Origin of the sequence: Thermopetrobacter sp. TC1 (genome assembly GCF_000746275.1) — a bacterium.
Taxonomy (GTDB): domain Bacteria; phylum Pseudomonadota; class Alphaproteobacteria; order Rhizobiales; family Aestuariivirgaceae; genus Thermopetrobacter.
Window position 1 is genome coordinate 904,319 of the sequence record NZ_KN050828.1, and the last position, 26,615, is coordinate 930,933.

Genomic DNA, 26,615 nt, shown 5'->3' on the forward strand with positions numbered 1-26,615 from the left:
CGGGTTTCCGGTTTGCAGGCAGGTGTTTTTTTAAGGCTCGCTCCTTCATTCACAGGTCCCGCCATGGGTGGCGTATGTGAAGGGCTAGGGCATGCGCCTCTTTCAAAAGGCTGGCATGATGCCCATATCGGAAGTGAATGATCACGCAACTGTTGAAGTGCGTGAAAGATTTCAGGTCATGCCGGGGTTCGCGCAGGCGAGGCCGGGCAGGGGGCAGAAAGCAGGATCGGCAAGGAGGGGCCCATGTCCTATCGCACCATTCTCGTTTCGCTCAATGATGTGGATCGCGTCTCCGAAGTGCTCAATGTCGCGGCAAAGGTGGCGAAGGCCTTTGAAGCACATGTGGAAGGCCTGTTCGTCATTCCGGCGCCGCGGATCTATCCGGTGGCGACCATGGCCATGCCGCCGGAGGTGTTTGAAAAGCATCGCGAGGCGTTCGAGGAGATGGCGGAAAACGTTCATGGCCAGTTCCGCGACTTTCTTGAAAGAGAGGGGCTGAACGGAGAATGGCGGCTGATTGAATCGCCGGCGCCAATCATTGCCGATGTGGTCATCGATGCTGCCCGTCGTTGCGATCTTGTCATTGCCTCTCAGCCGCCGGAGGAGGAAACGGCGGCCATGGAAGCGGATTTTGCCGAGCGGCTGGTGATGGAAAGCGGCCGGCCGGTTCTGTTCGTGCCGCGAGAAGGCACTTTCGAGACGGTGGGCGAGATCATTGTTGCTGGCTGGAATGGTTCGCGCGAGGCCGCGCGGGCGGTGCATGACGCCTTGCCGTTCCTTACCCGCGCCAAGGATGTGCGCATTGCCTGGATCGATCCGCAGAAAAATCCGCAAGAAGCGGGCGATCTGCCGGGTGCGGAGCTGGCTGATGCGCTTGCCCGTCATGGTGCGCCGGTGGCGGTGGATGCGCTGGTCTCCGGCGGGCTGGATGCCGGGGAAGTGCTGCTCAATCACGTGGCCGATACCGGTGCGGATTTGCTGGTCATGGGCGCATGGGGGCATTCACGCCTGCGCGAATATGTCTTTGGCGGCGCCACGCAGCACGTCATGGAACACATGACCGTGCCGGTCCTCTTCTCGCACTGAGACGTAAAGGCGCCCTCACAAGCCGATTCAGGCATGTATCCTCATGGCGTCATTCCGGATGCGGAATGGCGCCTTTTTCATGTCTTCACCTTCGTGCCATCCTGCCGGGTATCGTTGTTGATTCGCAAAATTCACCCGTCTGATGACATCGCCCCTAAAAGTGTCTCGCTTAAAGCAGGAGTGACGCGTTCATGAGCGCAGCGCCGAAACGCATTCATCTTTCCGATTATGCGCCGCCTGAGTGGCTGATCGACAATGTGGCGCTGACCTTCGATTTGCATCCGCAGCATACGGAGGTCTCAGCACGGCTGCAGGTGCGGCGCAATCCCGCCTGCATGAAAGAGGGCGGGAACGCCCTGCCGCCGCTGCGTCTTGATGGCGAGGCGCTGGAGCTTGTCGATGTGCGAATCGGCGAGGAGGAAAGGCCTCTCGATGCACGCGCGCATGTGGTGCGCGATGATGCCCTGATCATTACACGGCCGCCTGCGGAACGCTTTACGCTGCACACGCGCGTGCGCATCAATCCCGCCGCCAATACGCAGCTGAGCGGCCTTTACATGAGCAACGGCATCTATTGCACCCAGTGCGAGGCGGAAGGCTTTCGCCGCATCACCTACTGGCCGGACCGGCCGGATGTGCTCTCCCGCTTCACCGTGCGCATTCAGGCCGATGAGAAAGAAGTGCCTGTTCTTCTTTCCAATGGCAATCCGGTGGAAAGCGGCCGGATGGACGATGGCCGGCACTATGCCGTCTGGCAGGATCCGTACCCCAAGCCCTCCTATCTTTTTGCGCTGGTGGCGGGGCGGCTGGAAGCGCTGAAGGATACGTTCACGACAGCGGACGGGCGGACGGTGGATCTTGCCATCTGGGTGGAGCCGGGCAAGGCGGCGCGGGCGCGTTTCGCCTTGGAAAGCCTGAAGAAGGCCATGCGCTGGGATGAAGAGCGCTTCGGCCGCGTTTACGATCTTGATGTGTTCAACATCGTGGCCGTGCCCGACTTCAACATGGGGGCGATGGAGAACAAGGGCCTCAACATTTTTAATGATCGCTACATTCTGGCCGATGAGAACACGGCCACGGACCGGGATTATGAGAATATCGAGGCCATCATTGCGCACGAATATTTTCACAACTGGACCGGCAATCGCATCACCTGTCGCGACTGGTTTCAGCTGTGCCTGAAGGAGGGGCTGACGGTCTTCCGCGATCAGGAGTTCACCTCCGATGTGCGTTCGCGGGCGGTGAAACGCATTGAGGATGTGCGCCTGTTGCGCAGCCTGCAATTTCCGGAGGATGCCGGGCCGCTTGCGCATCCGGTGCGCCCGTCCTCCTTCGGGGCCATCGACAACCTCTATACGGTCACCGTCTATGAGAAAGGTGCGGAAATCGTGCGCATGATGCACACGCTGCTGGGCGAGGCCGCCTTTCGCAAGGGCATGGACGTCTATTTCGAACGGTTTGACGGGCAGGCGGTGACAGTGGAGGATTTCATCGCCGCGCTATCAGAAGGCGGCGGGCGCGATCTTTCCGCTTTCATGCGCTGGTATGAACAGGCGGGAACGCCGCATGTCACCATGCGCCGTAGCCATGACGATGAGGGGCGGCTTACGCTGCATCTTGTGCAGAACAATCCGAAAGCGCAGGAGGCAAAGCCCGAGAAGGCGCTGCCGCAGCCGATACCGCTTCGCCTTGCCCTGTTTGACAAGGAGGGAAAGCGGCTGCCGCTGCGGCCTGTGGGCGAGGGGGCGCGCCATGTAACCGGGGCGGCGGGCGATATTCTGCTGCTTGATTCAACGGCGCTGGAGATCACCTTCGATGATGTGCCCCGGGATGCGGTGGTGTCGCTCAACCGCGGCTTTTCCGCGCCCATCCGGCTTGAGAGCGATCTTGACCGGGACACGCTTCTGTTTCTGCTGAAGCATGACGATGACGCCTTCAATCGCTGGGAGGCAGGACAGACACTTGCGGTTTCGGCCATTCTCGATCATCTGCGGGGAAAGACCGATGATGCCCTTTCCCTGATTGACGCCATGGCCGAGGCCCTGCTGCCGGACTTGCCGCGGCTGGCCAATGCGGATCCGGCGTTTCTGGCCGAGATCATGAAGTTTCCCGGCGTGCAGGATTTAGCCGTGCATGTGGGGCGCGATGTCGATCCGGAGGCCCTGCATCTGTCACGGGAGGCGGTCATGGCGCATTTTGCCCGGCGGCTGGGAGAGAGTTTACCTGAGCTCTTTTCGCAACTTGCCGTAACGGAACCGTATGCGCCGACGCCGGAACAGTGTGGCCGGCGTGCGGCACAGGCGGTGATGCTCGCCCTGTTTGTACAGGCAGATGCGGCGCGGGGGGCGGCGCTGGCCATGGAGGTATTCAGGACCGCCCGCAACATGACGGAGACGGCGCTGGCACTGGATGCGCTCAATCTCACGCAAACACCGCAGCGGGATGAGGCGCTGGCGGAATTCCGCGAGCGCTTCGGGCATGAGCCGCTTTTGCTGGACAAGTGGCTTGCCTGGCATGCGCGCTGGACGGGAGAGGGGTGTGCAGCGCGCCTGTGGGCGCTGACGGAGGATGAGGCCTTTACCTGGCGCAACCCCAACCGCGTGCGCTCTCTCTTCGGGGTTTTTGGCATGGCCAATCCCGTACGCTTTCATGCCGCAGACGGCTCGGGCTATGCGCTTCTGGCCAGGGCGGTGCGCAAGGTGGATGCGCTCAATCCGCAGACGGCGGCGCGACTGGCTCAGGCCTTCGGCAACTGGCGGGTAATGGAGCCACAGCGAAGAAAGAAAGCCGAAGAAACTTTGAAGGGCCTGGCCGAAGACGATGCCTTGTCCGCAGATGTGCGCGACATTGTCGAACGCGCTTTGAGCGGGTGAAAGACATGCGTTTTGGTTGTTTTCAGGATCCATGAGCTGACTGAAACTGGCTCATTTGGAAAAAGCCCATAAATCCTATGGAATTGAGGCACATGGGCCGTTCCCATGAGGGCAAAAGGATACGGGGATCAGCCCGTATCCTGACCGGCGAGCCGGCGAAGATAGCGCACGTATGGGGCGTTCGATGACTTGAGTGCATGCAGCGTGGCGCGCAGCTCCTCTTGCGTGATAAATCCCATGTGCAATGCTACTTCTTCCGGGCTGGCGATACGCAGACCCTGGCGGTGGGTGAGGGTGGCAACAAAAGAGGCAGCCTGCAACAGGCCGTCTGGTGTGCCGGTATCCAGCCAGGCGAAGCCACGGCCCAAACGCTCCACATGCAGCGTGCCCCGGGCGAGATAGATATTGTTGAGATCCGTAATCTCCAGCTCGCCGCGGGCGGAAGGCTCAAGCCCCCGGGCGATGCGGGGCGCCTGGGCATCGAACATGTAAAGCCCGGTGACGGCCCAACGGGATTGCGGGCATTCGGGTTTTTCAACGATGGAAAGCGGCCGGCCCTTTTCATCGAAGGTGATGACGCCGAAGCGCTCCGGTTCGGTCACCTGATAGGCGAAAACGGCGGCACCGCCCTGTCGCTCCACATGCTCGCGGGCGGCACGCAGGCGCTGCGGCAGGCCATGGCCATAGAAGACATTGTCGCCAAGAATGAGGGCGAAAGGCTCCTCGCCAACAAAATCGGCACCGATGATGCAAGCCTGCGCCAGGCCTTCCGGTCGCGGCTGTTCCGCATAGGAAAGTGTCAGCCCCCACTGGCGGCCATCTCCCAGCAGTTCCCTGAAAAGGGGCAGATCGCGCGGCGTGGATATGACGAGGATGTCGCGGATGCCGGCCAGCATCAGGGTGGTGAGCGGATAATAGATCATCGGCTTGTCATAGATCGGCAGGAGTTGCTTGGAGATGGCGCGCGTAGCCGGATAGAGCCGGGTGCCGGAGCCGCCGGCGAGAATGATGCCTTTCATGATGCCCCCTCCCTCGAAACCAGATGTTGCAAGGATGCGATGACCCCCTCACGCCAGGGCGGCAGGCGGATGCCCAGGGCGCGGTCGATAGCCGAACAGTCAAGGCGCGAATCCGGTGGCCGTGGTGCCTTTGCGGGATATGCGGATGTTGCGATGGCCTGGATGGGCACGGAAGGCAGGCCGAAATCGGGTGCGGCGCACATGATCGCCGTGGCCAGCTCGAACCAGGTGGCGTGTCCGGCGCCGGCAAGATGCCAGGTGCGGTTCCAGGGAAAGGTCTCAGGTTCGGCAAGCCAGCGCGCCAGCAGGGCAATGAGCGCCGCAGCCAGATGCAGGGCGCAGGTGGGGGAGCCGCGCTGATCGGCGACGATGCGCAAGGGTGCGCCTTTTTCCGCCAGGCGCAAAATCGTGCGCAGAAAATTGTGTCCGTACGGGCCGAAGAGCCAGGCGGTGCGGATGATGAGGTGCGTTGCGCCCGATTCGCGAATGGCCATTTCGCCAGCCCGTTTCGAGCGGCCATAGACGCTTACGGGTTCGGGCGGATCATTCTCGGTGTAGGGTGCGCCTTTGTTGCCGGCGAAGACATAGTCGCTGGAGATGTGAATGAGCGGAATGGCCTGCCGCGCGCAGGCGCGGGCGAGACGGGCGGGCGCGTCATGGTTGAGGGCGAAGGCGGCTTCGGCATTCTCCTCGGCGGCATCGACGGCGGTGTAGGCAGCGGTATTGATGATGACGTCCGGGGCGTCATTGGTCAGGACAAAGTCGATGGCCTCGGCATCGCAGAGGTCCAGAGCCGGGCGCCCCAGCGTGCGCAGATGCCAGCCGGCGGGCAGGGATGTTTCGCGCAAGGCGGTGGCCAGCTGGCCGATGTGACCGATAACGAGGATGCGCATGGCTTCAGTCTCCGGTTCCATCCTCATAGAGGATGCCCCCTTCCCCGCGTGCCGCGGCGCGTTTCAGCAGGGGGCGCCACCAGTCCTCGTTGTTGAGATACCAGCGGACCGTCTGGCGCAGGCCGTCGTCGAAATTGAGGCGCGGGCGCCAGCCCAGTTCCGTCTCGATGCGGGTGGGGTCGATGGCATAGCGCCGGTCATGGCCGGGACGGTCGGGCATGAAGGTGATGCGGCGTTCATGCGGCGTGCCTGCGGGACGCATCTCATCGAGCATGCGGCAAAGCGTGCGCACGAGGTCGATGTTGCTGCGTTCGCAGCGGCCGCCGATGCAGTAGGTGCGGCCGGGGCGCCCCTTTTGCGCCACGCGGAAAAGGGCGCGCACGTGATCCTCGACATGCAGCCAGTCGCGGACGTTCTCGCCGCGGCCATAAACGGGCAGCGGCCGCCCCAGGAGGGCGTTGATGATCATGCGCGGGATGAGCTTTTCCGGAAACTGGCGCGGGCCATAGTTGTTCGAGCAGTTGGTTATCAGAATGGGCAGGCCGTAGGTGCGGTGCCAGGCGCGGACGAGATGATCGGCCGCGGCCTTGCTGGCGGCATAGGGCGAGCTAGGAGCGTATGGGCTCTGTTCGGAAAAGGCACGCTCTTCCTGCAGGGAAAGATCGCCAAAGACCTCATCGGTGGAGACGTGGAGAAAGCGGAAGTGGCATTGCCTTTCCGGCGGCAGGGCCTGCCAGTAGGCGGTGGCGGCCTGAAGGAGGACGTGGGTGCCGATGACATTGGTGCGAAGAAAGGGGGCGGCATCGGTAATGGAGCGATCGACGTGGCTTTCCGCGGCCAGGTGTATGATGATGTCCGGAGCGAACGCGGCGATGGCCTGGCGCATGGCGCCGGCATCGGCAATGTCGGCCCTGAGGAAACGGTAGCGGGCGTGATCAGCGATGGGGCGCAGCGAGGCGGGATTGGCGGCGTAGGTGAGGGCATCGACATTGAGCACGTGACACCCGGCCTCACGCACGAGATACAGGCAGAGATTGGCGCCGATGAAGCCGCAACCACCGGTGACGAGGACGCGCATGGGTCAGTCCTCCTTTCCGTCCCGGCCGGAATAGACGAAGTAGTCCGGCAGCTCGGCGAGGGTGGGAAAGGCGAGATCACGCGCATTGATGATGGCGTTTTCGCGGGAGACGGGCCAGGGAATGGCGAGAGCGGGATCATCGAACAGCAGGCCGCGTTCGCATTCCGGGGCGTAATAGTCCGAGACCTTGTAAAAGACCTCGGTTTCATCCTCGAGCGTACAGAAGCCGTGGGCGAAGCCTTCAGGAATGAACAGCTGCTTGCGGTTTTCGGCGGAAAGCTCCACGGCGACATATTGCCCGAACGTGGGCGAGCCCTTGCGGATGTCCACGGCGACATCGAGAATGCGCCCGCGCAGCACACGCACAAGCTTGGCCTGGGCATGCGGCGGAATCTGAAAATGCAACCCGCGAATCGTACCCGCCTTCCACGAAAAGGACTGATTATCTTGGGCGAAGTCAACGTTTATGCCAAGTGATGATAAAACTTTTTTATTATAAACCTCTAAAAAATAACCTCTCTCATCATAATTTACATGATTATTTTCGATAATTTTTATCATTGATCATTTGATTTTTGTATTTAATATTTTTTGTTTATCTTGAAATAAGTTTGGGAAAGTTAAATATTTTAATCTTATTCCCCATGTTTGGAACTTAAATCCTTTAATTTTCATCATATCAAGCAACGAGAAAAAGATTGCATTCTGATCTACCCACCAAATATCTATATTAGGCTCTATTTTATCAAAGATAGAAGATAAATATGTTTTAATTTTTCTTAAGTAAAGCATAGATGCTCCATTAAAAGGAATATACATAGCTCCTGCAGCCATTCTTTGCCATGGCAGAGCCAGTCCGTAAGTATGCCGTACACCAATAATATTTCTATCCCACTTCTCTATTGTGAAAAGTTTTTCTAAATTATCATTTATGCAAACATCAATATCAAATATAAACATTGGCTTTTCATAAAATCTAATAATGTTTGGAGCAACCAAAAATCTAGATGAAGCAAAATAGGCTTTATTATTGTATTCTGCTTCTTCTATACTAAAATTTATATAATTATTATTTTTTATATTATTGATAATATCATAAGTTTGTTTGTTGGGATTAATAATATGAAAGTGAAGATCGGCTTCTGTTTTGCTGTTAATTATAGATTTAAATGGATAGGAATAATATTTATTAAAATAATTCGCATCAGAAGCAAAGAGACATACAAATTTTTTTCTACTTTTTTTGTTATCCATTAGAATTTTAATATCATCCTTATTATTTTTAATTTTACTTATTTCATAATACCAGTTTTCTGATTTTGGTAAAGTCGTGCATCCTCTTGACCATGGCCCCATTGTCTTTTCATTATAAGGAGGGCAGATAGATATATATTTCCAAAATTTATTATAATTTCCTTTATAGAGTTCATAACTTGCTTGATATTGTGTAAGTGTATCTGGAAAAAAATCCAGATCATTAGCTAGATTAAGTAAGCCTATAAATTCATTTTCCCTATTTCCATCTTTTATCAACATAAAGCATGCAGCATCAAATGCCTTTTTTCTGACTTTTATATCTCCTTTTTTATATAATATTATATCATGAAATTCTTTAAAGGCGTCATAAAACCTCTTTTCTAGCCATAGAGACCATCCTTGTTGGTATTTTTCTTTGCAGTTCATTTTTTTAGTCACTTCTTTCGTGCTTTGCTGGTGGGTTACTATTTAATATTTATATCTCAGCAAAAAACGGATCTTCACTATATCCAAATTTTACAAAATCATCTTCAAATATTTCTAATATTAAATCTCTTTCTCTTTTCCCTATATAATCCAATATTTTACTTCCTGCATTAGTTTTATGGTGGTCTGCTTTAGTTTTGAAGAGTTCAATATTACATTCACTATTTATTTTCTCTATAACTTTTTTAAATGCGATAGAGAAATTTTCAAATCTACCTATTACATGATAATTTATTTTATCAGGTTGTATTAAATAATATTGAGGTGTCCAGTGTATATCTTTGTGTACATCGGGGATCTCTCTTATTGTTTCAAGAAATTGTGTTAATGTAAGATTAGCATTTTTTGAATACCCTAATTTAGGTAATAATCTATTTCGTTCCCATTGATTGTTAACTATTTTATCTAAATATGCAGAAAGTATTCTTGTGTATGGATTGCGTACAAATGTAAATCTAAAATACATATCTGTTTCAAGCATCTCGTATGGTGTTGCATTTAAATCATAAGGATTTAATAATGGTGAGTTATGTCTGTCATGTACATGCTGAGGTAATTTATTCATGTCTTCTCCAACTTCCAAATATTGTAAAGTTTTTATAATTGTTGAGCATGCAACTTTTGGGGTTGAAACGTATATATATTTATATTTTTCAGAGCAATTAGCTAAATATTTAATTTGCGGTATCGGATAAGGAAAGTACTGAGAAAAATCTTTTTGAATGATATGTTCTTGTATGTTTTTCATGTCTTCCCTCATTCATAACAACCATGTATATCCCACCATCCATGTTGAATTATATGTTGTTCACCAGGCTTTCTAACTTTATTCAAGTATTCATACATAACTTCATCTATTGAAAGCCATCTTCCAGGAACTTCATCTCCAAAAGGCCCTGAAGTACAAGCGCCAAACGAATAATCACTTATATAATTTCCTTCTAAAGCGGGATTGGGCAATTGTATCTTCCATTTATCTATTTGATTTAATAATTTAAATTTCCTACATCCGCTATTATAAAAACTGATTAAACTATCAATTCCTGAATCCTCTATAGATGCATATTTGGGCTTTATCTTTAACTCTTTAATAGTATTGATAACATAAACATCGTATCCTTCTATATCTACTTTAACATAATAAGGAATACCAAATTTTGTAAATAAATACATTGGAGTTACGCAATCTACTTCTATAGTTTCATATCGCGTATTATCCCTTGTTCCGAGATTTTTGTTAAAACTACTCCATTCATCATTTTCTAAATTTATATAAAAAGTTAACTTTCCTTCAGTTGGTGAAATTCCAAGATTTAATATAGTAAGCCTTCCCTCTTTTATATAATCATATAATCTGCACTTAGCGTCTTCTACTAATTGTGGATTAGCTTCTACAGCAACAACATTAAATCCTTTTTTTAGATAAAATTCTGTATCTAGGGCTTTATGCATACCAATGTCAAAAATCAAATTATTATCTCTTTTTATATACATTTATTAATTCCTACTAATTCTCTTTCTGCCCTCTTTTTTGCCGTAGTAATAGTAATGCTCAAAGCCGCTATGAAGTTTGCCTTGAGCAACTACGGCGGCCACATCCGGGTTTCTACTGAGATATGCTTCCTCATCGAAATCCGGAGGTGGTTCCAATTCATAGCCTTTCTTTCGGAGTTGAGTCAAGAACTTTATGCTTTCCGCAGATAGTCTTGGTGGTTTCTCGAATCCCTTTCGTGAGAGGCCCAGTTTCATCAGGAGCAGACGGCCGCGGCTGATGTCTTTCACGCCGAGCTTGCGCAGCACGCTCCAGTCCTTGAGCAGAACGGCGCGTTCCAGCCGGGTCATGGCCACCCAGTAGTCATCGGCATCGAACAGACCGGGGCCGGACTGGCGCTCCATCTCGTTCTGCTGCTTGCGGGCCAGCTCCTGAATGGGATTGGCCAGGGCGTTGATCATGCCCGGCATCTCTTCCGTGCGCTGCTGAATGCGCCGGGTTTCCTGGCGCAAGGCGTCCAGATGCAGGCCGATGCCAACGAGCACGGCAATGGACGCGTTGCCGCCGCCCTGCAGGGCGTTGCGCGTCAGGCGGTTGCGGACAATGGCGGCGTATTCCACGTGCTTGTCGCGGCCGGCGATGACCGAATTGCCGAACAGATGGGTGTTGCCGCGGTCGCGATGGTGATAGTTGGCAAGCGGCTCGGGCAGAACGCCGATGTCCGCCTCCATGAGGAAACGCAGGTTGAAATCCCAATCCCCCAGGACGGGATAGGCCTCGTTATAGCCGCCGATGCGGTCATAGATCTCGCGCTTGTAAAGAAAGGCGATGGGCGGGAAGAAATTCTGGATGGCCATCTCCATGATGTGCACGTTTTCCACCCAGCCGTGATATGGCACGCGGGCGTGCACCTTAATGCCCTCGCGCGTGACCTCTTCGGAGACGTACATGGACTTGGAGATGACACCGCCATAGATCTCGCCCTTCGGGCCGTCCAGAAAAGCGACGGTCTTTTCGAGATAAGCGGGCTCCCAGCTGTCGTCATCGTCGTGGATGACGATATAGTCACTGTCCACGGCACGGATGCCGATGTTGGAGGCGGCCTCCATGCCGCGGTTTTCGACATTGTCGATGAGGAGGATGCGGTTGTGGCGGCATTCGGTGTCGCGGATGGTGTCGCGCACCAGATCGATATCGCCGCCGTCGCTGACGATGACGTGCACATAATCGTCGAAGGTCTGGGCGGCGACGCTTTCAAGCGCGCGCTTCAGGAACATGGGGCGGTCCAGCGTGCGGGTGATGACCGCCACGGCCGGGCGCTGACGGATATGGACATTGACGGCCGGCGGCGTCCACGGCTTCTTGAAGTCGAAGGGGCCGAGGCCGGCGAGGCGCCGCTGCAGCGGCTCGGCGAGGTCGCGCGGGTATTCGAGGGCCGCCTGGCCGGGCTGCCAGAGCGAATCCTGGATGCGCCGCTCCGGTGAATCGCCCTCAAACCTGTCCTCGGGCGGCAACAGAAGCGGCACCATCAGCGTCTTGCCGAAATCGGCGGAGCGGCGGATGTGACCGAACAGCGCCGTTTCTTCCCGCGTGGGAAGGGTGACGATGCGGGCGATCTCCGGCCAGGCGCGGCCGGCGGCTGCATGAAGCGCGGCGAGGCTGCCGCCGTCCGGCAGGTCGGCGAGATAGGTCATGACCCCAGTGAACATGGGATCGGTGGCGGCGGTGGGGGCATCGGCGCGCACCGCCTCGGCCTCCGGGGCGAAAACCGTTCCCGCATCACTGCGGGCGAGCCGTTCTATGCTGGGGCCATGCGGCTCGAAGAGGTGTTCGATCATGTGGCGGTGAAGCACCACACAGGTCTCGGGCTTTTCGTATTCGAAGGTATCCTGCTCGAAAACGAGGCCGATCATGTTGGGCCAGTAGCGGCGATCGGTGGTCTCGAAGCCATAGCGGCCGAAGTAGGCGCCCCAGAAGGTCTTCTCCGGCCAGGCGTCGGCGAGAAGGCGCTGCGCCGTGCCCGCCCAGCCGGTATCGACGAGAAGGATGGTGTCGCGATCCCCGGCGAGGTCCGTGAAATACTCCTCAAAGAGGCGGGACTGATCTTCGAAATGGGCGGCGATGACCTGAGCGGCGGGGCCGTTTTCGGCGAAAAAGGCCTCGATCTCCTTGCCCTTGCGTTCCAGCCAGGGATCATCCTGCGGAAAATCCGGCGGCAGGCCGTCATGGCGGAACATGGCCTCGGCCATTTCCCGCAATGTGTGATGGTAGAACTCGCCCTTGAGGACGGCGATAGCGTTGTCGCGATGGCGCCGCCAGGTGCCCTTGGCCACCATGAGGCGGGAGATCCAGAAATCCGGCGCGTCTTCGACGGGGGGCAGGCCCGTGGCCTGTGTGAATGTGTCCAGGGCGCGGCGGATGCGGATGCCGGCGCGCGAGACGAAGAGGACACGGGCCTTGCGCACGTCCTGGAAGAAGCGGATCGTGCCATAGAGGCGATAGAGATAATCGGCCACGACGGGGCCAAGCAGCTCCCGGCCGAATTCATGGCGGGCATGATCCGCATTCTTTGCGATCAGCTCCTGCATCTGCCCCCGTCCTACAGTTTGGCCCAGGCGCGGGTGTTTATGCCTTTTTCGTCCATCTCGCGGATGAACTCGGCCAGCGCCGCCTTGCGCTTGTTCAGCTCCGTACGCGGGATGGGAAAATGCATGGCGTGCCAGCCGGCCTTGCGCGGGCGTTCCACGTCTCCGGTCCAGGAATCGCCAATGTGGAGGAATTCACGCGGGGCGTGACCGAGAATCCGCTCGATGGCCGGGAAAATCTTGCCGCTGCGCTTGGAAACGACCATGTCGGCGCTGGAGAAGAGGTGCTGATGCACGGGGCGCTTGACGACGCGGTGAATGATTTCCGCGATGATGTCGGCGCCGAGATACATGTCGCTGACAAGGATGACCTTGCCGCCCTCCTTGCGGAAACGGCGGGCTAGGCGGGCGAGCAGCGTGTTCTCGGACAGATTTTCCGCTTCGTAGGCGATTTCCGCTTCGAGCAGGATGTCTTCCGCCTGCGCCGGCAGGCCGATCAGACGGCACTGCATGGCGATGACCTCGCGAATTTCGCCTTCGCCACAGCCTTCCACCCGCGGTCGTGTTCTGTATGTCGCCTGCATGCCCGCAATGCGCGCCAGACAGATATCTGCTGGATCAAGGGTGGATAATCTCTCCTGATGCGGGAGAGAATCCTTTAATCTTTTCAATATGATATTTGAAAGCTCCATATATCTGGCCGCTTCCGGCTTGCTGTTTCGCAATAAATACGTATCAAATACATCAAAGGAGAGAACTTTTATATCATTTTCTCTTATATATTGTATTATCCTGTTTTCTATGTCACTCGTTTTGGTAGATTTATGTTTGTTTGTGATGATTTCCCTTGAAGCTATGTTAATTTCTGTGTAATTAACATCATCAACTGTTTTGTATTTAAAATAATCCTTATCTATTACATGATTCATTTTACGCAATCCCCCGGCAGGCCAAGCAAACTAATCTTGACGTAATGGATATATACCGAGGAAAAGTTGTGAGTCAAGCGGGTTATGTCTGATCTGAATTGGAGAACTTTAAAAATATATTCTTAGAAAATCGTGATAATTGTTGAAGTAATTTCAAATACACTCAAAGAGTATTTTATGCAACTAAAAGGGCGCCACAAATGTTGTGGTGCCCTGAAAGAGTGTAATGAGATGGATAATCTCAGATTGTCTCGACTTTATTCTTCCACCTGCAGGTTTTCGGCGGAGAAGCGGCCGTTGCGGCCTTCCACGAGGTCATAGGAGACCTTCTGGCCCTCATGCAGGGTGGACAGGCCGGCGCGCTCCACGGCGGAGATGTGCACAAAGGCATCCTTGCCGCCGCCTTCCGGCTCGATGAAGCCGTAGCCCTTTTCCGGATTGAACCATTTCACGGTACCATTCGCCATGATCTTCACTCCTTGTATGGCGTTAGTGATAGAGGTGATCGTCCGCCGTTTTTCTCTTGAGAAGCGGCGCTGATGCGTTTTGACGGGCGCGAGAGGCATTGCGCGCCTCAGTCGTCGTGTTCGCGATGTGGGGAATTTGCGGGACGGTCTGCTTCCGGCAGACGCCTGATCGGGATCTCGTGGGCACGGGCAGGGGCTTCTCTCTCGGGTCGTGGTCGTCTTCCTGGCCGGCATTTTGCCGGCGCTGCCGCTGCACACGTGCCTTTGGCGTGAACAGTCGGATGTTTCTTACAGTTGTGTCGCGGGCCTGCCTTGGCGCTGGCGCAGGTTTTGCCTGCGGGCCAAGCCGGCAGCGGCCATCGACAGGGAGCACAGTGGACGGGCCGGCGCGGCAAGTCAAGGACTTTCTTATCAAGGAGGCTCCTTTTTCGATCCGGCGAGAGGAAAGACCCGTGCGCCTGATCAGGCGCTGCCAATCGACGGAAGAAGGGGAAAAGGAGGCGTTTGGCAAAACGAGGGCCCCGTTTCCCGATGGGAGATGGGGCCTGAGATGGTGTGGGGTTCTCAAAAGCGCTTGTACCACATTGCCGAAGCAAACACGGCAGGGCAGGCAAGCTCTTGTCCTTTCAGGAGAAAACCACGGTGATCACACACTTACTCACCGGATTTTCCCTGACACGCAGCGCACGATTGTGCATGTTGTAGGGCCTTCTGCCGCGGTTCAGGAATGAATATGCTCCTTATCCTTCCCTTGCCGCCCAAAAATGGCCGGATATGCCATTCCCGGCGGAAGGGTGCAGAGACCGCACAGACGGCCGCAAGTCTGATCCTTTGTGTGACGCGACCTTACGCCACGCCCATTTCCTTCTTTAGGCGGGCAATCTCGTCCTTCAGATGCAGTTTTTCACGCTTTAGCCGGGCAATCTCGATATCGTCCACACTCGGATGCGCCATGAGTTCCGCGATCTTTTCCTTCAGCCGCTGACGACGGGCTTCCAGCTCACGGATGTGCGCTTCCAGTGACATGAGCACCTCCTTTGTCGTTGTGCGATTTTCCCCTTCCATGCAGCCTCGGCTGCAGGGGAAAGTGTGACACAATTGCCCGGCTTTGTCGAATGGCCTGGATCAAATGACGGAAATTTCATGTGCAGCGCCTGCGTGCATGCACATGGCGTTTGCGCGTATCCTTGGGCGCTTTGAGCGTTTGCCGGTCTTTGGCTTCAGCCGTCAGGAGCGAGGGGGATGATTTCGGCGTGAAGACCTCTTGCGAGTGTGGCGGCCTGCGGGGTGCGGGCCGCTTCCGAAAGCAAGGCGCGTTCGATGCGGGTGCACACATTGCGCGCCCTGGCCGGCGGGCAGCCGGGCAGAGCGACGGCAAGCGTGCGCTGGCCGAGGCGGCCGATGATATCGGTGCGGCGCAGGGTCTCGAACAGCACGATGCCCGCAATATGCAGCGCGCGCGCATCAGCGTGAGGAAAGTTCAGCGTTATGCAGCTTCCGCCCTGGCTGTTTCTGATTTCCTGACAGGCGCTCAGGAAAGCGCGGCGGGACAGCAGCGGCAAATCCTCGTCGAGCAAATGCGCTTGCGGTGCCAGGCGGGAGAGGGCGTCGGCCCACAGGCTGGCCGTGCGCAGGCGCACAAGCGCGCCGCGCAGGCGCCGGTCCGCCTCGGTCCCAATAACTTGCGTGCCCGACATCTTTTCCTCTCCTCTCGCATCATCTCTGACCGATCCGGCGCATTCGCGCAAGGCGGCCTGAAACTTCCTGTGGGCAAAGGCCACAAGAAGCGCAAAAATGCGCCAAGAGATGCTGGCCTTTGCCGGGGCGAGCTGGTAAGGCGCTGCTTGCACGGGTTTGGCGCTGTGCCTTCGTCTCGGGACGATTGTGCCGGACTTGTCGGTTCCAGGTGCATATGACGTGAACAGGACGCTCAAGGGATTATGGATACGGTCACGATAGAGGGAACGCGCATCAGGGTTCTCTACTCCGAGGAAATGATCGCGCGGCGGGTGGAGGAAATGGCGGCGGAAATCGCCCGCAGAAATCCGCGGCGGCTGCTGGTCGTTCCGATCCTGAAGGGCAGTTTCATTTTCGCTGCCGATCTGTTGCGCGCGTTTTACCGGGTGGGCCTTTTGCCGGAAGTGGATTTCATGATCCTTTCCAGCTATGGCGCCGGAACACGCTCTTCAGGCACGGTGAAGGTGTTGCGGGATATCGAGACGGATGTGCGTGATCGGGATGTCCTGTTTGTGGATGACATTCTCGAATCCGGGCGAACGCTGGCGCATGCGCGCGACATGCTGCTGAAGCGCGGTGCTGCCCGGGTGATGACGGCGGTGCTGCTGGACAAGCCGCATCATCGCGTTGCTGACATCGAGGCCGATTTTCGCGGATTTGAATGCCCGGATCTGTTCGTTGTCGGCTATGGCATGGACAAGGCTCATGCCTTCCGCGAGCTTCCCTTCGTCGGTCATGTGCTGGAGGAGGCGCCGGAAGAAGGGGCGTAATTGTGCGCCACGTTCCTCTCTCATGTGATTTGCCATGCCCGTCCTGAATTCTTGAATCATACTGGCCACGGTCTTTTTCGGGGGCGTATGGTTCTCCGTTTGACCAATTTCGTGCCTGCCCGGGCCGCCTTAGGATGCAAAGCCACATTTCCTTGCATCCCTGGCATGCGAAAACCGAGGCATTTGAAGAGGGCGGGATCATGGCTGTGATCGGGGATCTTGCGGCGTCCTTGAAGGAGGCGGCCGAGAAGGCCGTGGCCTTGAAGGAAAAGGCGAAGGCGCAGATTGCTTCTAAGGTCTGTGCCGAAGGCAAACTGCTGCCTGCGGAGATGACGGCGCAGCAGCATGCCACGCACGGGCTTGCCTGGTTCGCCACCACGGCCGAGACCCTGACCCAGCTTGCCGATCTCGCCGAACGGCTTTCCGCCGAGGGGCGCTTGGGCGATATGGAGCGGCTGGTGCTCTCCGTGGCCGGGGGAGAGATGGCGCGGCAGATCGTTTCGGCCATTCCCATGAATCAGGCCGAATTCGTGCGGCCCGCCGATCTCGGGCTGGAGCAGGCGGATCTGGTGCCCATGCAGGAAGGCGCCGCCGGAGAGCTTTTGCGTGCGGGCAACACCCGCGCAAACAGGGCCGAGCTCGTTGCCCTGATGCGGGAGGCGCAGGGGCATCTCACCTATGGCGATTGCGGCCTGGATGAGATGCTTGATGACATGCGCGAGCACATGGCGCGCTTTTCGCGCGAACGGGTGGAGCCGAAGGCGCAGGAATGGCATCTGGCCGATGCCTACATTCCGATGGACATCATCGGCGAGCTGGCGGAGCTTGGTGTCTTTGGCCTGACGATCCCGGAGGAATACGGTGGGCTGGCCATGGGCAAGGAGGCCATGTGCGTGGTTTCCGAAGAGCTCTCGCGCGGCTGGATCGCCGTGGGCTCCTTGGGCACGCGCTCGGAAATCGCGGCCGAGCTCATTCTCACCGGCGGCACCGAGGCGCAGAAGGAGCGCTGGCTTCCGGCCATCGCCTCGGGCGAAACCCTGCCGACGGCGGTGTTCACCGAACCCAATCACGGCTCGGATCTTGCGCATCTGACGACACGGGCGGTGCGGGATGGTGATGTCTGGCGCATCACCGGCAACAAGACCTGGATCACGCACGCGGCCCGGGCCGATCTCATGACGCTGCTTGCCCGCACCAATCCCGACGAGCCTGGTTATAAGGGGCTGTCCATGTTCCTGGCCGAAAAGCCGCGCGGAACGGAGGAGAATCCCTTCCCGGTGGAGGGACTGACGGGCACGGAAATTCCCGTGCTTGGCTATCGCGGCATGAAGGAGTTCGAGCTGCGGTTTGAAAATTTTGCGGTGCCGGCGGAAAATCTGCTGGGCGAGGAGGAAGGCCAGGGCTTCAAGCAGCTGATGCGCACCTTTGAAGCTGCGCGTATCCAGACGGCGGCGCGGGCGATTGGTGTGGCACAGTCGGCACTGGATCTTGGCCTGCGCTATGCCGAAGAGCGCATCCAGTTCGGACGGCCGATCATCGATTTCCCGCGGGTGGCGGACAAGCTGGCGCTGATGGCGGCAGAGATCATGGCCGCACGCCAGATCACCTATTACGCCGCGCGGGAGAAGGATGCCGGACGGCGCTGCGACATGGAGGCCGGCATGGCCAAGCTCTTGGCGGCGCGCGTGGCCTGGGCGGCGGCGGACAATGCCGTGCAGATTCACGGCGGCAACGGTTTCGCCCTGGAGTTTCCCGTTTCGCGCGTTCTGTGCGATGCGCGCATTCTCAACATCTTCGAGGGCGCGGCCGAAATCCAGGCGGAAGTCATCGCCCGCCGCCTGCTGGAGAGCTGAAAAGGCGCGCATGAAATCTTGTGACCGTCCGACATGGATGTTCCGGGCGGTGTGAATGGCAAGGGATGACTGTCACGTCACAGCGGGCCGGTTTTCAGGTGAGTGTCTGATCCATGGCTCACCCGGCCAGGGCCTTGAGCTCGGCCAGGATCATGTCGCCCATTTCGGCGGTGGAGACCACGCGCGCGCCGTCCCAGGCGATGTCGGCGGTGGCGACTCCCCTGGCCAAAGTGTTGGCGATGGCCTGATCCACCTTGTCCGCCCAATCGCCCATGCCGAAGGAATAACGCAGCATCATGCCGAGCGAGGCGATCATGGCGATGGGGTTGGCCTTGCCCTGGCCGGCGATGTCCGGCGCGGAGCCGTGCACGGGCTCATACATGGCGCGGCGGCGCCCTTCCGCATCGGCAGGGCCGAGCGAGGCGGAAGGCAGCATGCCCAGCGAGCCGGTGAGCATGGCGGCCACGTCGGAGAGAATGTCGCCGAAAAGGTTGTCGGTGACGATGACGTCAAACTGCTTGGGCCAGCGCACCAGCTGCATGGCGCAGTTGTCGGCGAGGATGTGGTGCAGTTCCACGTCCGCATAATCGGTTTCGTGAACGCGGCGGACGACATCATCCCAGAGCACGCCCGTCTTCATCACGTTCTTCTTGTCGGCGGAATGCACGCGATTATTGCGGGCGCGGGCGAGATCAAAGGCGACGCGGGCGATGCGCTCCACCTCATGCTCGTGATAGAGCTGGGTATCCACGGCGCGTTTTTCGCCGGATTCCAGCGTGACGATCTCCTTTGGCTCGCCGAAATAGACGCCGCCAGTCAGCTCGCGGACGATGAGGATGTCCAGGCCTTCCACCACCTCGCGCTTTAAAGAGGACGCATCGGCCAGCGCCGGATAGCAGATGGCCGGGCGCAGGTTGGCGAAGAGCTCCAGATCCTTGCGCAGGCGCAGCAGGCCGGCCTCGGGCCGCACTTCGTAGGGGACGTCATCCCACTGCGGGCCACCAACGGCACCGAAGAGCACGGCATCAGCCTTCAGTGCCTTGTCCATGTCCTCCTCGGAGATGGCAACACCATGGGCATCATAGGCGGCGCCACCGACGAGCCCTTCCTCCATCTCGAAACGGGCAATGCCGGTTTCGTTCATCCAGTCGAGGATCTTTTTCGCCTCGGCCATGATCTCCGGGCCAATGCCGTCTCCGGGCAGCAGCAGAACCTTGTAGGTGGCCATGTCCCCTTACCCCTCTCTCCTCATCTTCCGTCAGTCCGGCAAACGTGGCTTACAACCACGGAAAACGTTCGGCGTAGTCCTTCTCGAAGGCCTCGATCACGTCCAGCTTCTGCAAGGTGAGGCCGATGTCATCCAGCCCTTCGAGCAGGCAGTGCTTGCGGAAGGGATCGATGTCGAAGGGGATGGTGACACCATTGGGCGCCTCGATCTGCTGCTTTTCGAGATCCACGGCAAGCTCGGGCATGTCGCTTTCGGCCACGGCCATGAGGCGGTCCACCTCGGCCTTGGGCAATTTCACGGGCAGAATGCCGTTCTGAAAGCAGTTGTTGTAGAAGATGTCGGCAAAGCTGGGTGCGATGATGCAGCGGATACCGAAGTCCAGCAGGGCCCAGGGCGCGTGCTCGCGCGAGGAGCCGCAGCCGAAATTTTCGCCGGCGACAAGGATGCTGGCCTTGCGCCAGGGTTCGCGGTTGAGGATGAAATCCGGATTTTCCGAGCCGTCCTCATTGTAGCGCAGTTCATAGAACAGGGCCTTGCCCAGGCCTGAGCGCTTGATGGTCTTGAGGAACTGCTTGGGGATGATCATGTCGGTATCGACATTGGTCAGGGGCAGCGGCGCGGCGATGCCCTCAAGGCGCACGAACTTCTCCATGGCTCTTCCTGTTGCCTGTAAACGGGTTTCCTGCCTTGCGGCCGCCCGCGGCCAGAGCTGGCGGCGCGGTGTCATGGGGCGGCCTTGAACCTGGCGGCCTTTTTCGCGCCGAATCCACAATCCGTCAAGCAGGGGCGCCTCTTTGCCTTTCGCTTGTCGCGCACAGCCTCTAATCTGCCGGCATGAGCGAACGGATTCGCATACTGGGGGTGGATCCCGGCCTGCGCAATACGGGCTGGGGTGTTATCGAGTGCGAAGGGCCACGACTTGCCTTCATCGCCTGCGGGGTCATTCGCCCGGATGCGGATGCGCCAATGGCGCAACGCCTGCTTTGCGTGCACGAGGCGCTCACCGCCGTCATTGCCGCGCATGCGCCGGCGGAAGTGGCGGTGGAGGAAACTTTCGTCTCCCGCGATGCCAAGGCATCCTTGAAACTCGGCCATGCACGGGGCGTGGCGCTTCTGGTGGCGGCGCAGGCGGGATTGAAGGTGGCGGAATACGCGCCCCGGCTGATCAAGAAGGCGGTGACCGGCACGGGCACGGCCGAAAAGCGGCAGGTGACGGCGATGGTGCGCATTCTGCTGCCGCGCGCCAGGCCTGAGAGCGCCGATGCAGCGGATGCGCTCGCCGTGGCCATCTGTCACGCCCATCACAGGGGAGCCGCCATGCGGCTTGCACAATCATGATTGCGAAACTGAAGGGCATCATCGATTCGAAGGGCGCGGACTGGCTGATCATCGATGTGCATGGCGTGGGGTATCTGGTGGAAGCCTCCGCGCGCACGCTGGCGGCCTTACCGCCCCCCGGCGAGGCGGCGGAAGTGTTCACCATCATGCTGGTCAGCGAAACCGCGATGCGCCTTCTCGGTTTTGCCACGCCGCAGGAGCGGGACTGGTATGCCCTTCTCGCCGATGTTCAGGGTGTTGGGCCGAAGGTGGCGCTGGCCCTGCTTTCGGCCTTGTCCCCGGCAGAACTGTCCACGGCCATCGCCATGGGCGATGCGACCATGCTCACCCGCGCCCAGGGCGTGGGGCCGAAGCTGGCGCGGCGGATCTGCTCGGAGCTGAAGGATCGTCTGCCCGAGACCCTGTCGGTGCCGGCGGAGACAGCCGCGGCCCTGGCGGCGCAGGCGCCGTCCGGCCTGGTGGACGAAGAGGCCTCGGCCGAAGCGAAGGATGCCATTTCGGCCCTCGTCAATCTCGGTTATCCAAAGACTCAGGCGGCCTCGGCGGTGGCCTCAGCCATTCAGGAAGCCGGCGAGGGCGCGGATGCCGCCCGCCTCATCCGGCTGGCGCTAAAAGGGCTGGCCTCGGCCTGAAAACGCTTTTGACCGTTTTGCGTTTTCTCCGGCATGGGAAAGGTTGAAATGGGCCTTTCCGCTTCCCAGAAATGAAGGGACGGGGGGCGCTTCCGCCCTTGCGATCGGCATTGAGCGGCGGCAAAGACGCAAGAAAAGGTCTTTGACTGCCCTTGTTTCCCATTCCGTCAGGCGCGGGCCTGTCGGCATCACGCAATGATAACAGGAGGAGGAAACATCCATGCGCAAGGTGTATCGCAAGAAATACGGTGGTGACGTCTGGCACTGGTGCGAGAACTGCTCCGGCTGGCCAAAGGAGGACTACACCGTCCGCCATTACATCCCGCACAACGACAAGGGATGCGAGGAGTGTCAGAAGTTGGACGAGGAAGGCAAGTGCCAAAAGAAGTGGTAAGGACGCTTGAATTTTGATCTGATACGGGAAGGATCTCGGATATCCTTCTGCCAAGAATCCGGCTGGGTGTTCATCTCGTTCATTCAGGACATTCACGGCGGGGAAAATTCCCCCCCAAATCATTTTGGAGCGGAATACACTCCCGTTCCGGCATTTTATTTCCATAAGGCTTAAGTCAAGCCTGCCGGCGAATGTCATCACCCTCCATAACCGCCTCAGCGTGTGACCTGGATTGCCGGGTTCCCGGTTCAAGCCCGGGACAGGCAAGGTCGGCAATGACGAAAGTGTATGGAAATTCAATAGGTTGGTGACTATCTCCTTTCTTGTGGCGAGGGAGAAGGTTGTTGTATTTCACCTCGCTTTCCCCAACTCCGTCACAGCCGGGCTTGTCCCGGCTGTCCAGGGGCGACAGGTGATGCGGGATGTGGGGCAGAGGGCGCTTCGTCTGGACTCAGTCCGCACAAGGGACAGTCCCTGATAAGAACCATGTGCTTTGTCACCCCGTAGATCAGCCGGGGTCTCGGGCCGCAAATTCATGCATTTGTGGCCTGAAATACCGGCTTTCGCCGGCATGACGTCGTGTAGTGTGCATTAATGAAAATCGTTGGGGCACAAGGAAAGGGCGGAAGGCGCAAGGCCGTTCCGCCCTTTCTCGTGTGGTTTGCGTCTTTCAGGTCTGTTAAGCCGCGGCGCTGGCGATGCCGGCCGTTTTCTCCGGCTTGACGTGTTCGCCGTTGATGATCAGGCCCTGATCGTCGGCGGTGATGTGCACGGTATCGCCGTCCTTGATCTTGCCGGCGAGGATCATCTCCGCCAGCGGATCCTGCACCCAGGCCTGGATGACCCGCTTCAGCGGCCGGGCGCCGAAGGCCGGATCGTAGCCCTTTTCGGCGAGGAACTCCTTGGCGGCGTCGTCCACGTCCAGCCGGATCTTGCGATCGGCCAGGAGCTTCTCCAGACGGCCCAGCTGGATCTCCACGATCGCCTTCATGTTCTTCTTCTTCAGGCGATGGAAGAGGATGATGGCATCCAGCCGGTTGAGGAACTCGGGCCGGAAGGTGCGCTGCACCTCAGCCATGACCTGATCGCGGACCTTATCGACATCCTCGTCCTCGCCGAGCTCGAGCAGATACTCGGCGCCGACGTTGGACGTCATGATGATGATGGTGTTGCGGAAGTCCACGGTATGGCCATGGCTGTCGGTCAGGCGGCCGTCATCCAGCACCTGCAGCAGGATGTTGAACACATCCGGGTGTGCCTTTTCGATCTCGTCGAACAGGATCACCTGATAGGGCCGGCGACGCACCGCCTCGGTGAGCACACCGCCTTCCTCATAGCCCACATAGCCGGGCGGGGCGCCGATGAGCCGGGCCACGGCGTGTTTCTCCATGAACTCCGACATGTCGATGCGGAGGATGGCGTTCTCGTCATCGAAGAGATACTCCGCAAGCGCCTTGGCCAGCTCGGTCTTGCCCACGCCGGTGGGGCCGAGGAAGAGGAAGGAGCCGATGGGCCGGTTGGGATCCTGCAGGCCGGCGCGCGCCCGGCGCACGGCGGTGGACACGGCGCGCACCGCCTCCTCCTGACCGACCACGCGCTTGGAGAGCTCCTCCTCCATGTGCAGGAGCTTCTCGTTTTCGCCCTGCAGCATCTTGTCCACCGGAATGCCGGTCCAGCGCGAGACCACCTGCGCCACGTCCTTTTCCGTGACTTCCTCGCGCAGAAGCTCGGAAGAGCCCTTCTCCTGCTCCTGCATCTGCTTGATCTTCTGCTCAAGCTGCGGGATCACGGAATAGGCCAGCTCACCGGCGCGGGTGAGATCGCCGGAGCGCTGGGCCTGCTCCAGCTCGATGCGGGCCTTGTCCAGCTCCTCCTTGAGCTTCTTCTCTTCATCCAGGCGCGACTTCTCCGCCTGCCACTTGGCCGTGAGCTCCGCAGCCTGCTGCTCCAGCTCAGCCAGCTGCTTCTCCACCTTCTCCAGCCGCTCCTTGGAGGCCTCGTCGGTTTCCTTCTTCAGGGCCTCGCGCTCGATCTTCAGCTGGATGATCTTGCGCTCCAGCTCATCGAGCGCCTCGGGCTTGGACTCGGCCTGCATGCGCAGCCGCGCCGCCGCCTCGTCCAGAAGGTCGATGGCCTTGTCCGGCAGGAAGCGGTCGGAGATGTAGCGGTTGGACAAGGTCGCCGCCGCCACCGCCGCGGAATCGGTAATGCGCACGCCGTGATGCGTCTCGTACTTCTCCTTCAGGCCGCGCAGGATGGAGATGGTGTCCTCCACCGTCGGCTCCTTGACGTAGACGGGCTGGAAACGGCGCTCCAGCGCGGCGTCCTTCTCGATGTACTTCTTGTATTCATCGAGCGTGGTGGCGCCGATCACATGCAGCTCGCCGCGCGCCAGCGCAGGCTTGAGCAGGTTGGAGGCGTCCATGGCGCCTTCGGACTTGCCGGCACCGACGAGGTTGTGAATCTCGTCAATGAAGAGAATGATCTTGCCGTTGGAGTTCACCACCTCGTTGATGATGGCCTTCAGCCGCTCCTCGAATTCGCCGCGGTATTTCGCGCCGGCGATGAGGGCGCCCATGTCCAGCGCCAGGATGCGCTTGTCCTTCAGGCTGTCGGGCACATCGCCATTGACGATGCGCTGGGCCAGCCCTTCCACGATGGCCGTCTTGCCCACGCCCGGCTCGCCGATGAGCACGGGGTTGTTCTTGGTGCGGCGGGAAAGGATCTGGATGGTGCGGCGGATCTCCTCATCACGCCCGATCACCGGATCCAGCTTGCCCTCGCGCGCCTTTTCGGTCAGGTCGATGGCGTATTTCTTGAGCGCCTCGTAAGTCTCTTCCGCCGAGGCCGTATCCGCCTTGCGGCCGCCGCGCATCTCGTCGATGGCCTTATTCAGGGCCACAGGCGTCACACCCGCCTTCTTCAGGATATCGGCGGCCTCGGAGGGCTCGATGGCCAGCGCATGCAAAAGCCGCTCCACCGAGACGAAGGAATCGCCTTCCTTCTTCGCCAGCTCCTCGGCGCGCTGGAAGACGCGCGCGGTCTCCGGCGCCAGATAGAGCTGGCCGGCGCCGGCGCCTTCCACCTTCGGCAGCTTGTCCAGCGCCGCCTTCACGTCCGCCTGCACCAGGCGCGGATCGCCACCGGCCGCCTTGATCAGGTTGGCGGCCATGCCCTGATCATCGTCCATCAGGACTTTCAACAGGTGCAGCGGCGTGAACTGCTGATGCCCGGCAGCGAGTGCCGCCTGTTGCGCCGACTGGATGAAACCCTTGGCCCGGTCGGTGTATTTCTCGAGGTTCATGTGTCCTTTCTCCCTTCAAGCCCGCGGCATGAAACGGCCCTGTTCATACACGCCGGGAAGGTTCCGGCATGCGGTTTTCGGCACCGTTTCCGGGAACTTTGCCCTGCCGCGTCTTGGTCATTGAAATTCCCCGAAAGGAAGTGTGCTCTTTGCTCTTTCGCCCATGGCCGCCCCGCCTGCGGCAGCGGCCATGCGCACCATTGCCTGAAACCGATATAGTGTGCAGAAAAGGGCTCACAAGTGTGGGCAGGCAAAAAAGGTTCCTGGATCATGAGCGAGAACGGCACGATACAAGAAGCGCGGATCGAGTCGCTGTACATCTGGCCGGTGAAGGGGCTTTCCGGCCTTGCGCTCAAGGAGGCGCAGATAGAGCCGCACAAGCCGCTGGCGCACGACAGGCGCTGGGCCATCGAGCGGGGGGCGCGCGTGTTCGATCCGCTCAATCCACGGCACGTGCCGAAGGGCAAGTTCCTGCAGCTTGTCAACACCGCGCGGCTGGCGGAGCTTGAAAGCCGCTATGATCCGCAAACCGCAACGCTCACACTCTTGCGCAAGGGCGAGCAGGTGGCCAAGGGGCAGCTGACGACGCCGGTGGGACGGCACATCATCGAGCAGTTCCTCGCCGCCTGGCTGGGGGATGAGATCCCCGGTCCGCCCCGCGTGGTCGGCGCCGGGGAACATCATTTCTTCGACGTGCCCAAGCCCTATCTTTCTCTCATCAATCTCGCCAGCGTGGCGGATATCGCGCGCGTTGTCGGCAAGCCCGTGCACAAGGAGCGTTTCCGTGCCAACATCTATATCGAGGGCCCGGAGGCCTGGGAGGAATTTTCCTGGCTGGGCAAGACCATCCTCGTCAATGGCAAGCCGATGTTCGTGGCACAAGAGCGGATCGGGCGCTGCATTGCCACGGGCGTCAACCCCGAGACCGGCGAGCGGGACATGAACATCCCCCGCACGATGCTGGATGTCTATGGTCACAAGGATTGCGGCCTGTATCTGGAACCCATCGCCGAGGGCGTGATCAGACCCGGCGACCGCATCAGCATCGCCGAGACGTGATGCAGCGCACATCCGCCACGTTCCGGCCTGTCTGACGGCGGGCTGTTTTGTGACAAGATCACACTGTTGCACATGCGCGGGAAGTTCCCGTGATAATCGCTGGATTTTTCATGAGAGGAAATGCATATGTCGCAG

General features: G+C 58.1%; 23 protein-coding genes. 8 read left to right on the forward strand and 15 right to left on the reverse strand.

Features of this window, described 5'->3' with window-relative positions:
- Positions 1-243: 243 nt before the first annotated feature.
- Positions 244-1,086 carry a universal stress protein gene (locus EK16_RS07735; protein WP_038035705.1) on the forward strand — a complete coding sequence of 281 codons (843 nt, stop codon included), beginning with the start codon at positions 244-246 and terminating at the stop codon, positions 1,084-1,086.
- Positions 1,087-1,277: 191 nt separating this feature from the next.
- On the forward strand, positions 1,278-3,959 hold the full coding sequence (pepN, locus tag EK16_RS07740; protein ID WP_038035707.1) for an aminopeptidase N: 2,682 nt from the start codon (positions 1,278-1,280) through the stop codon (positions 3,957-3,959).
- Between the two features lie 128 nt (positions 3,960-4,087).
- Here the strand turns inward: pepN and rfbA are convergent, their stop codons facing one another.
- The 12 genes from rfbA to EK16_RS07790 form a co-directional block, all read right to left on the reverse strand.
- Positions 4,088-4,978 carry a glucose-1-phosphate thymidylyltransferase RfbA gene (gene rfbA, locus EK16_RS07745; protein ID WP_038035708.1) on the reverse strand — a complete coding sequence of 297 codons (891 nt, stop codon included), beginning with the start codon at positions 4,976-4,978 and terminating at the stop codon, positions 4,088-4,090.
- Positions 4,975-5,871, reverse strand: coding sequence for a dTDP-4-dehydrorhamnose reductase (gene rfbD, locus EK16_RS07750; protein WP_038036290.1), 897 nt, complete (start codon positions 5,869-5,871; stop codon positions 4,975-4,977). Before rfbD ends, rfbA begins: the two co-directional genes overlap by 4 nt.
- 4 nt (positions 5,872-5,875) lie before the next feature.
- A complete protein-coding gene (gene rfbB / locus EK16_RS07755; RefSeq protein ID WP_038035709.1) occupies positions 5,876-6,949 on the reverse strand; it encodes a dTDP-glucose 4,6-dehydratase in 1,074 nt (357 codons plus the stop codon).
- 3 nt (positions 6,950-6,952) lie between these two features.
- A complete protein-coding gene (gene rfbC, locus EK16_RS07760; protein ID WP_038035710.1) occupies positions 6,953-7,510 on the reverse strand; it encodes a dTDP-4-dehydrorhamnose 3,5-epimerase in 558 nt (185 codons plus the stop codon).
- Between the two features lie 3 nt (positions 7,511-7,513).
- Positions 7,514-8,632, reverse strand: coding sequence for a hypothetical protein (locus EK16_RS12275; protein WP_156098523.1), 1,119 nt, complete (start codon positions 8,630-8,632; stop codon positions 7,514-7,516).
- Between the two features lie 49 nt (positions 8,633-8,681).
- Positions 8,682-9,440: a sulfotransferase family protein gene (locus EK16_RS11960; protein ID WP_197059651.1), complete on the reverse strand. Its 759-nt coding sequence runs from the start codon at positions 9,438-9,440 to the stop codon at positions 8,682-8,684.
- Between the two features lie 8 nt (positions 9,441-9,448).
- Positions 9,449-10,186, reverse strand: a complete 738-nt coding sequence (locus tag EK16_RS11965; protein WP_081910369.1) for an FkbM family methyltransferase — start codon at positions 10,184-10,186, stop codon at positions 9,449-9,451.
- Positions 10,187-10,189: 3 nt separating this feature from the next.
- Positions 10,190-12,772 (reverse strand): glycosyltransferase, encoded by a 2,583-nt coding sequence (locus EK16_RS11540; RefSeq protein ID WP_051929078.1) that lies wholly within the window; start codon positions 12,770-12,772, stop codon positions 10,190-10,192.
- Positions 12,773-12,783: 11 nt separating this feature from the next.
- Entirely contained in the window at positions 12,784-13,698 is a 915-nt protein-coding gene (locus EK16_RS12280) for an HAD family hydrolase (RefSeq protein ID WP_156098524.1), read from the reverse strand.
- A gap of 257 nt (positions 13,699-13,955) precedes the next feature.
- Positions 13,956-14,165 carry a cold-shock protein gene (locus EK16_RS07780; protein WP_038036295.1) on the reverse strand — a complete coding sequence of 70 codons (210 nt, stop codon included), beginning with the start codon at positions 14,163-14,165 and terminating at the stop codon, positions 13,956-13,958.
- 846 nt (positions 14,166-15,011) lie between these two features.
- Positions 15,012-15,191, reverse strand: coding sequence for a YdcH family protein (locus EK16_RS07785; protein WP_038036296.1), 180 nt, complete (start codon positions 15,189-15,191; stop codon positions 15,012-15,014).
- Positions 15,192-15,385: 194 nt separating this feature from the next.
- The gene (locus tag EK16_RS07790) at positions 15,386-15,862 is read right to left on the reverse strand and encodes a hypothetical protein (RefSeq protein WP_156098525.1); all 477 of its coding nucleotides are present in this window, start codon (positions 15,860-15,862) and stop codon (positions 15,386-15,388) included.
- A gap of 243 nt (positions 15,863-16,105) precedes the next feature.
- Here EK16_RS07790 and hpt point away from each other — a divergent pair, with 243 nt between their 5' ends.
- Together hpt and EK16_RS07800 are read left to right on the forward strand one after the other, a co-directional pair.
- Positions 16,106-16,672 carry a hypoxanthine phosphoribosyltransferase gene (hpt, locus tag EK16_RS07795; RefSeq protein ID WP_038035717.1) on the forward strand — a complete coding sequence of 189 codons (567 nt, stop codon included), beginning with the start codon at positions 16,106-16,108 and terminating at the stop codon, positions 16,670-16,672.
- Positions 16,673-16,872: 200 nt separating this feature from the next.
- Positions 16,873-18,525, forward strand: coding sequence for an acyl-CoA dehydrogenase family protein (locus EK16_RS07800; RefSeq protein WP_038036297.1), 1,653 nt, complete (start codon positions 16,873-16,875; stop codon positions 18,523-18,525).
- Positions 18,526-18,643: 118 nt separating this feature from the next.
- Here EK16_RS07800 and leuB read toward each other — a convergent pair whose 3' ends face one another.
- Positions 18,644-19,753, reverse strand: a complete 1,110-nt coding sequence (gene leuB, locus EK16_RS07805; RefSeq protein ID WP_038035718.1) for a 3-isopropylmalate dehydrogenase — start codon at positions 19,751-19,753, stop codon at positions 18,644-18,646.
- 49 nt (positions 19,754-19,802) lie between these two features.
- Entirely contained in the window at positions 19,803-20,405 is a 603-nt protein-coding gene (leuD, locus tag EK16_RS07810) for a 3-isopropylmalate dehydratase small subunit (protein ID WP_038036299.1), read from the reverse strand.
- A gap of 182 nt (positions 20,406-20,587) precedes the next feature.
- Here leuD and ruvC point away from each other — a divergent pair, with 182 nt between their 5' ends.
- The 3 genes from ruvC (at position 20,588) to EK16_RS12285 (ending at position 22,117) form a co-directional block, all read left to right on the forward strand.
- Positions 20,588-21,091, forward strand: coding sequence for a crossover junction endodeoxyribonuclease RuvC (gene ruvC / locus EK16_RS07815; RefSeq protein WP_038035719.1), 504 nt, complete (start codon positions 20,588-20,590; stop codon positions 21,089-21,091).
- Positions 21,088-21,723, forward strand: a complete 636-nt coding sequence (gene ruvA, locus EK16_RS07820) for a Holliday junction branch migration protein RuvA (RefSeq protein WP_038035720.1) — start codon at positions 21,088-21,090, stop codon at positions 21,721-21,723. The genes ruvC and ruvA overlap by 4 nt, the downstream gene beginning before the upstream one ends.
- Positions 21,724-21,943: 220 nt before the next feature.
- Positions 21,944-22,117 (forward strand): hypothetical protein, encoded by a 174-nt coding sequence (locus EK16_RS12285; RefSeq protein ID WP_156098526.1) that lies wholly within the window; start codon positions 21,944-21,946, stop codon positions 22,115-22,117.
- A gap of 679 nt (positions 22,118-22,796) precedes the next feature.
- Here EK16_RS12285 and clpB read toward each other — a convergent pair.
- A complete protein-coding gene (clpB, locus tag EK16_RS07830) occupies positions 22,797-25,421 on the reverse strand; it encodes an ATP-dependent chaperone ClpB (protein ID WP_051929080.1) in 2,625 nt (874 codons plus the stop codon).
- Between the two features lie 270 nt (positions 25,422-25,691).
- Here clpB and EK16_RS07835 point away from each other — a divergent pair, with 270 nt between their 5' ends.
- Complete coding sequence (locus EK16_RS07835) at positions 25,692-26,480, forward strand: MOSC domain-containing protein (protein WP_038035723.1); 789 nt, start codon at positions 25,692-25,694, stop codon at positions 26,478-26,480.
- Positions 26,481-26,615: the final 135 nt, after the last annotated feature.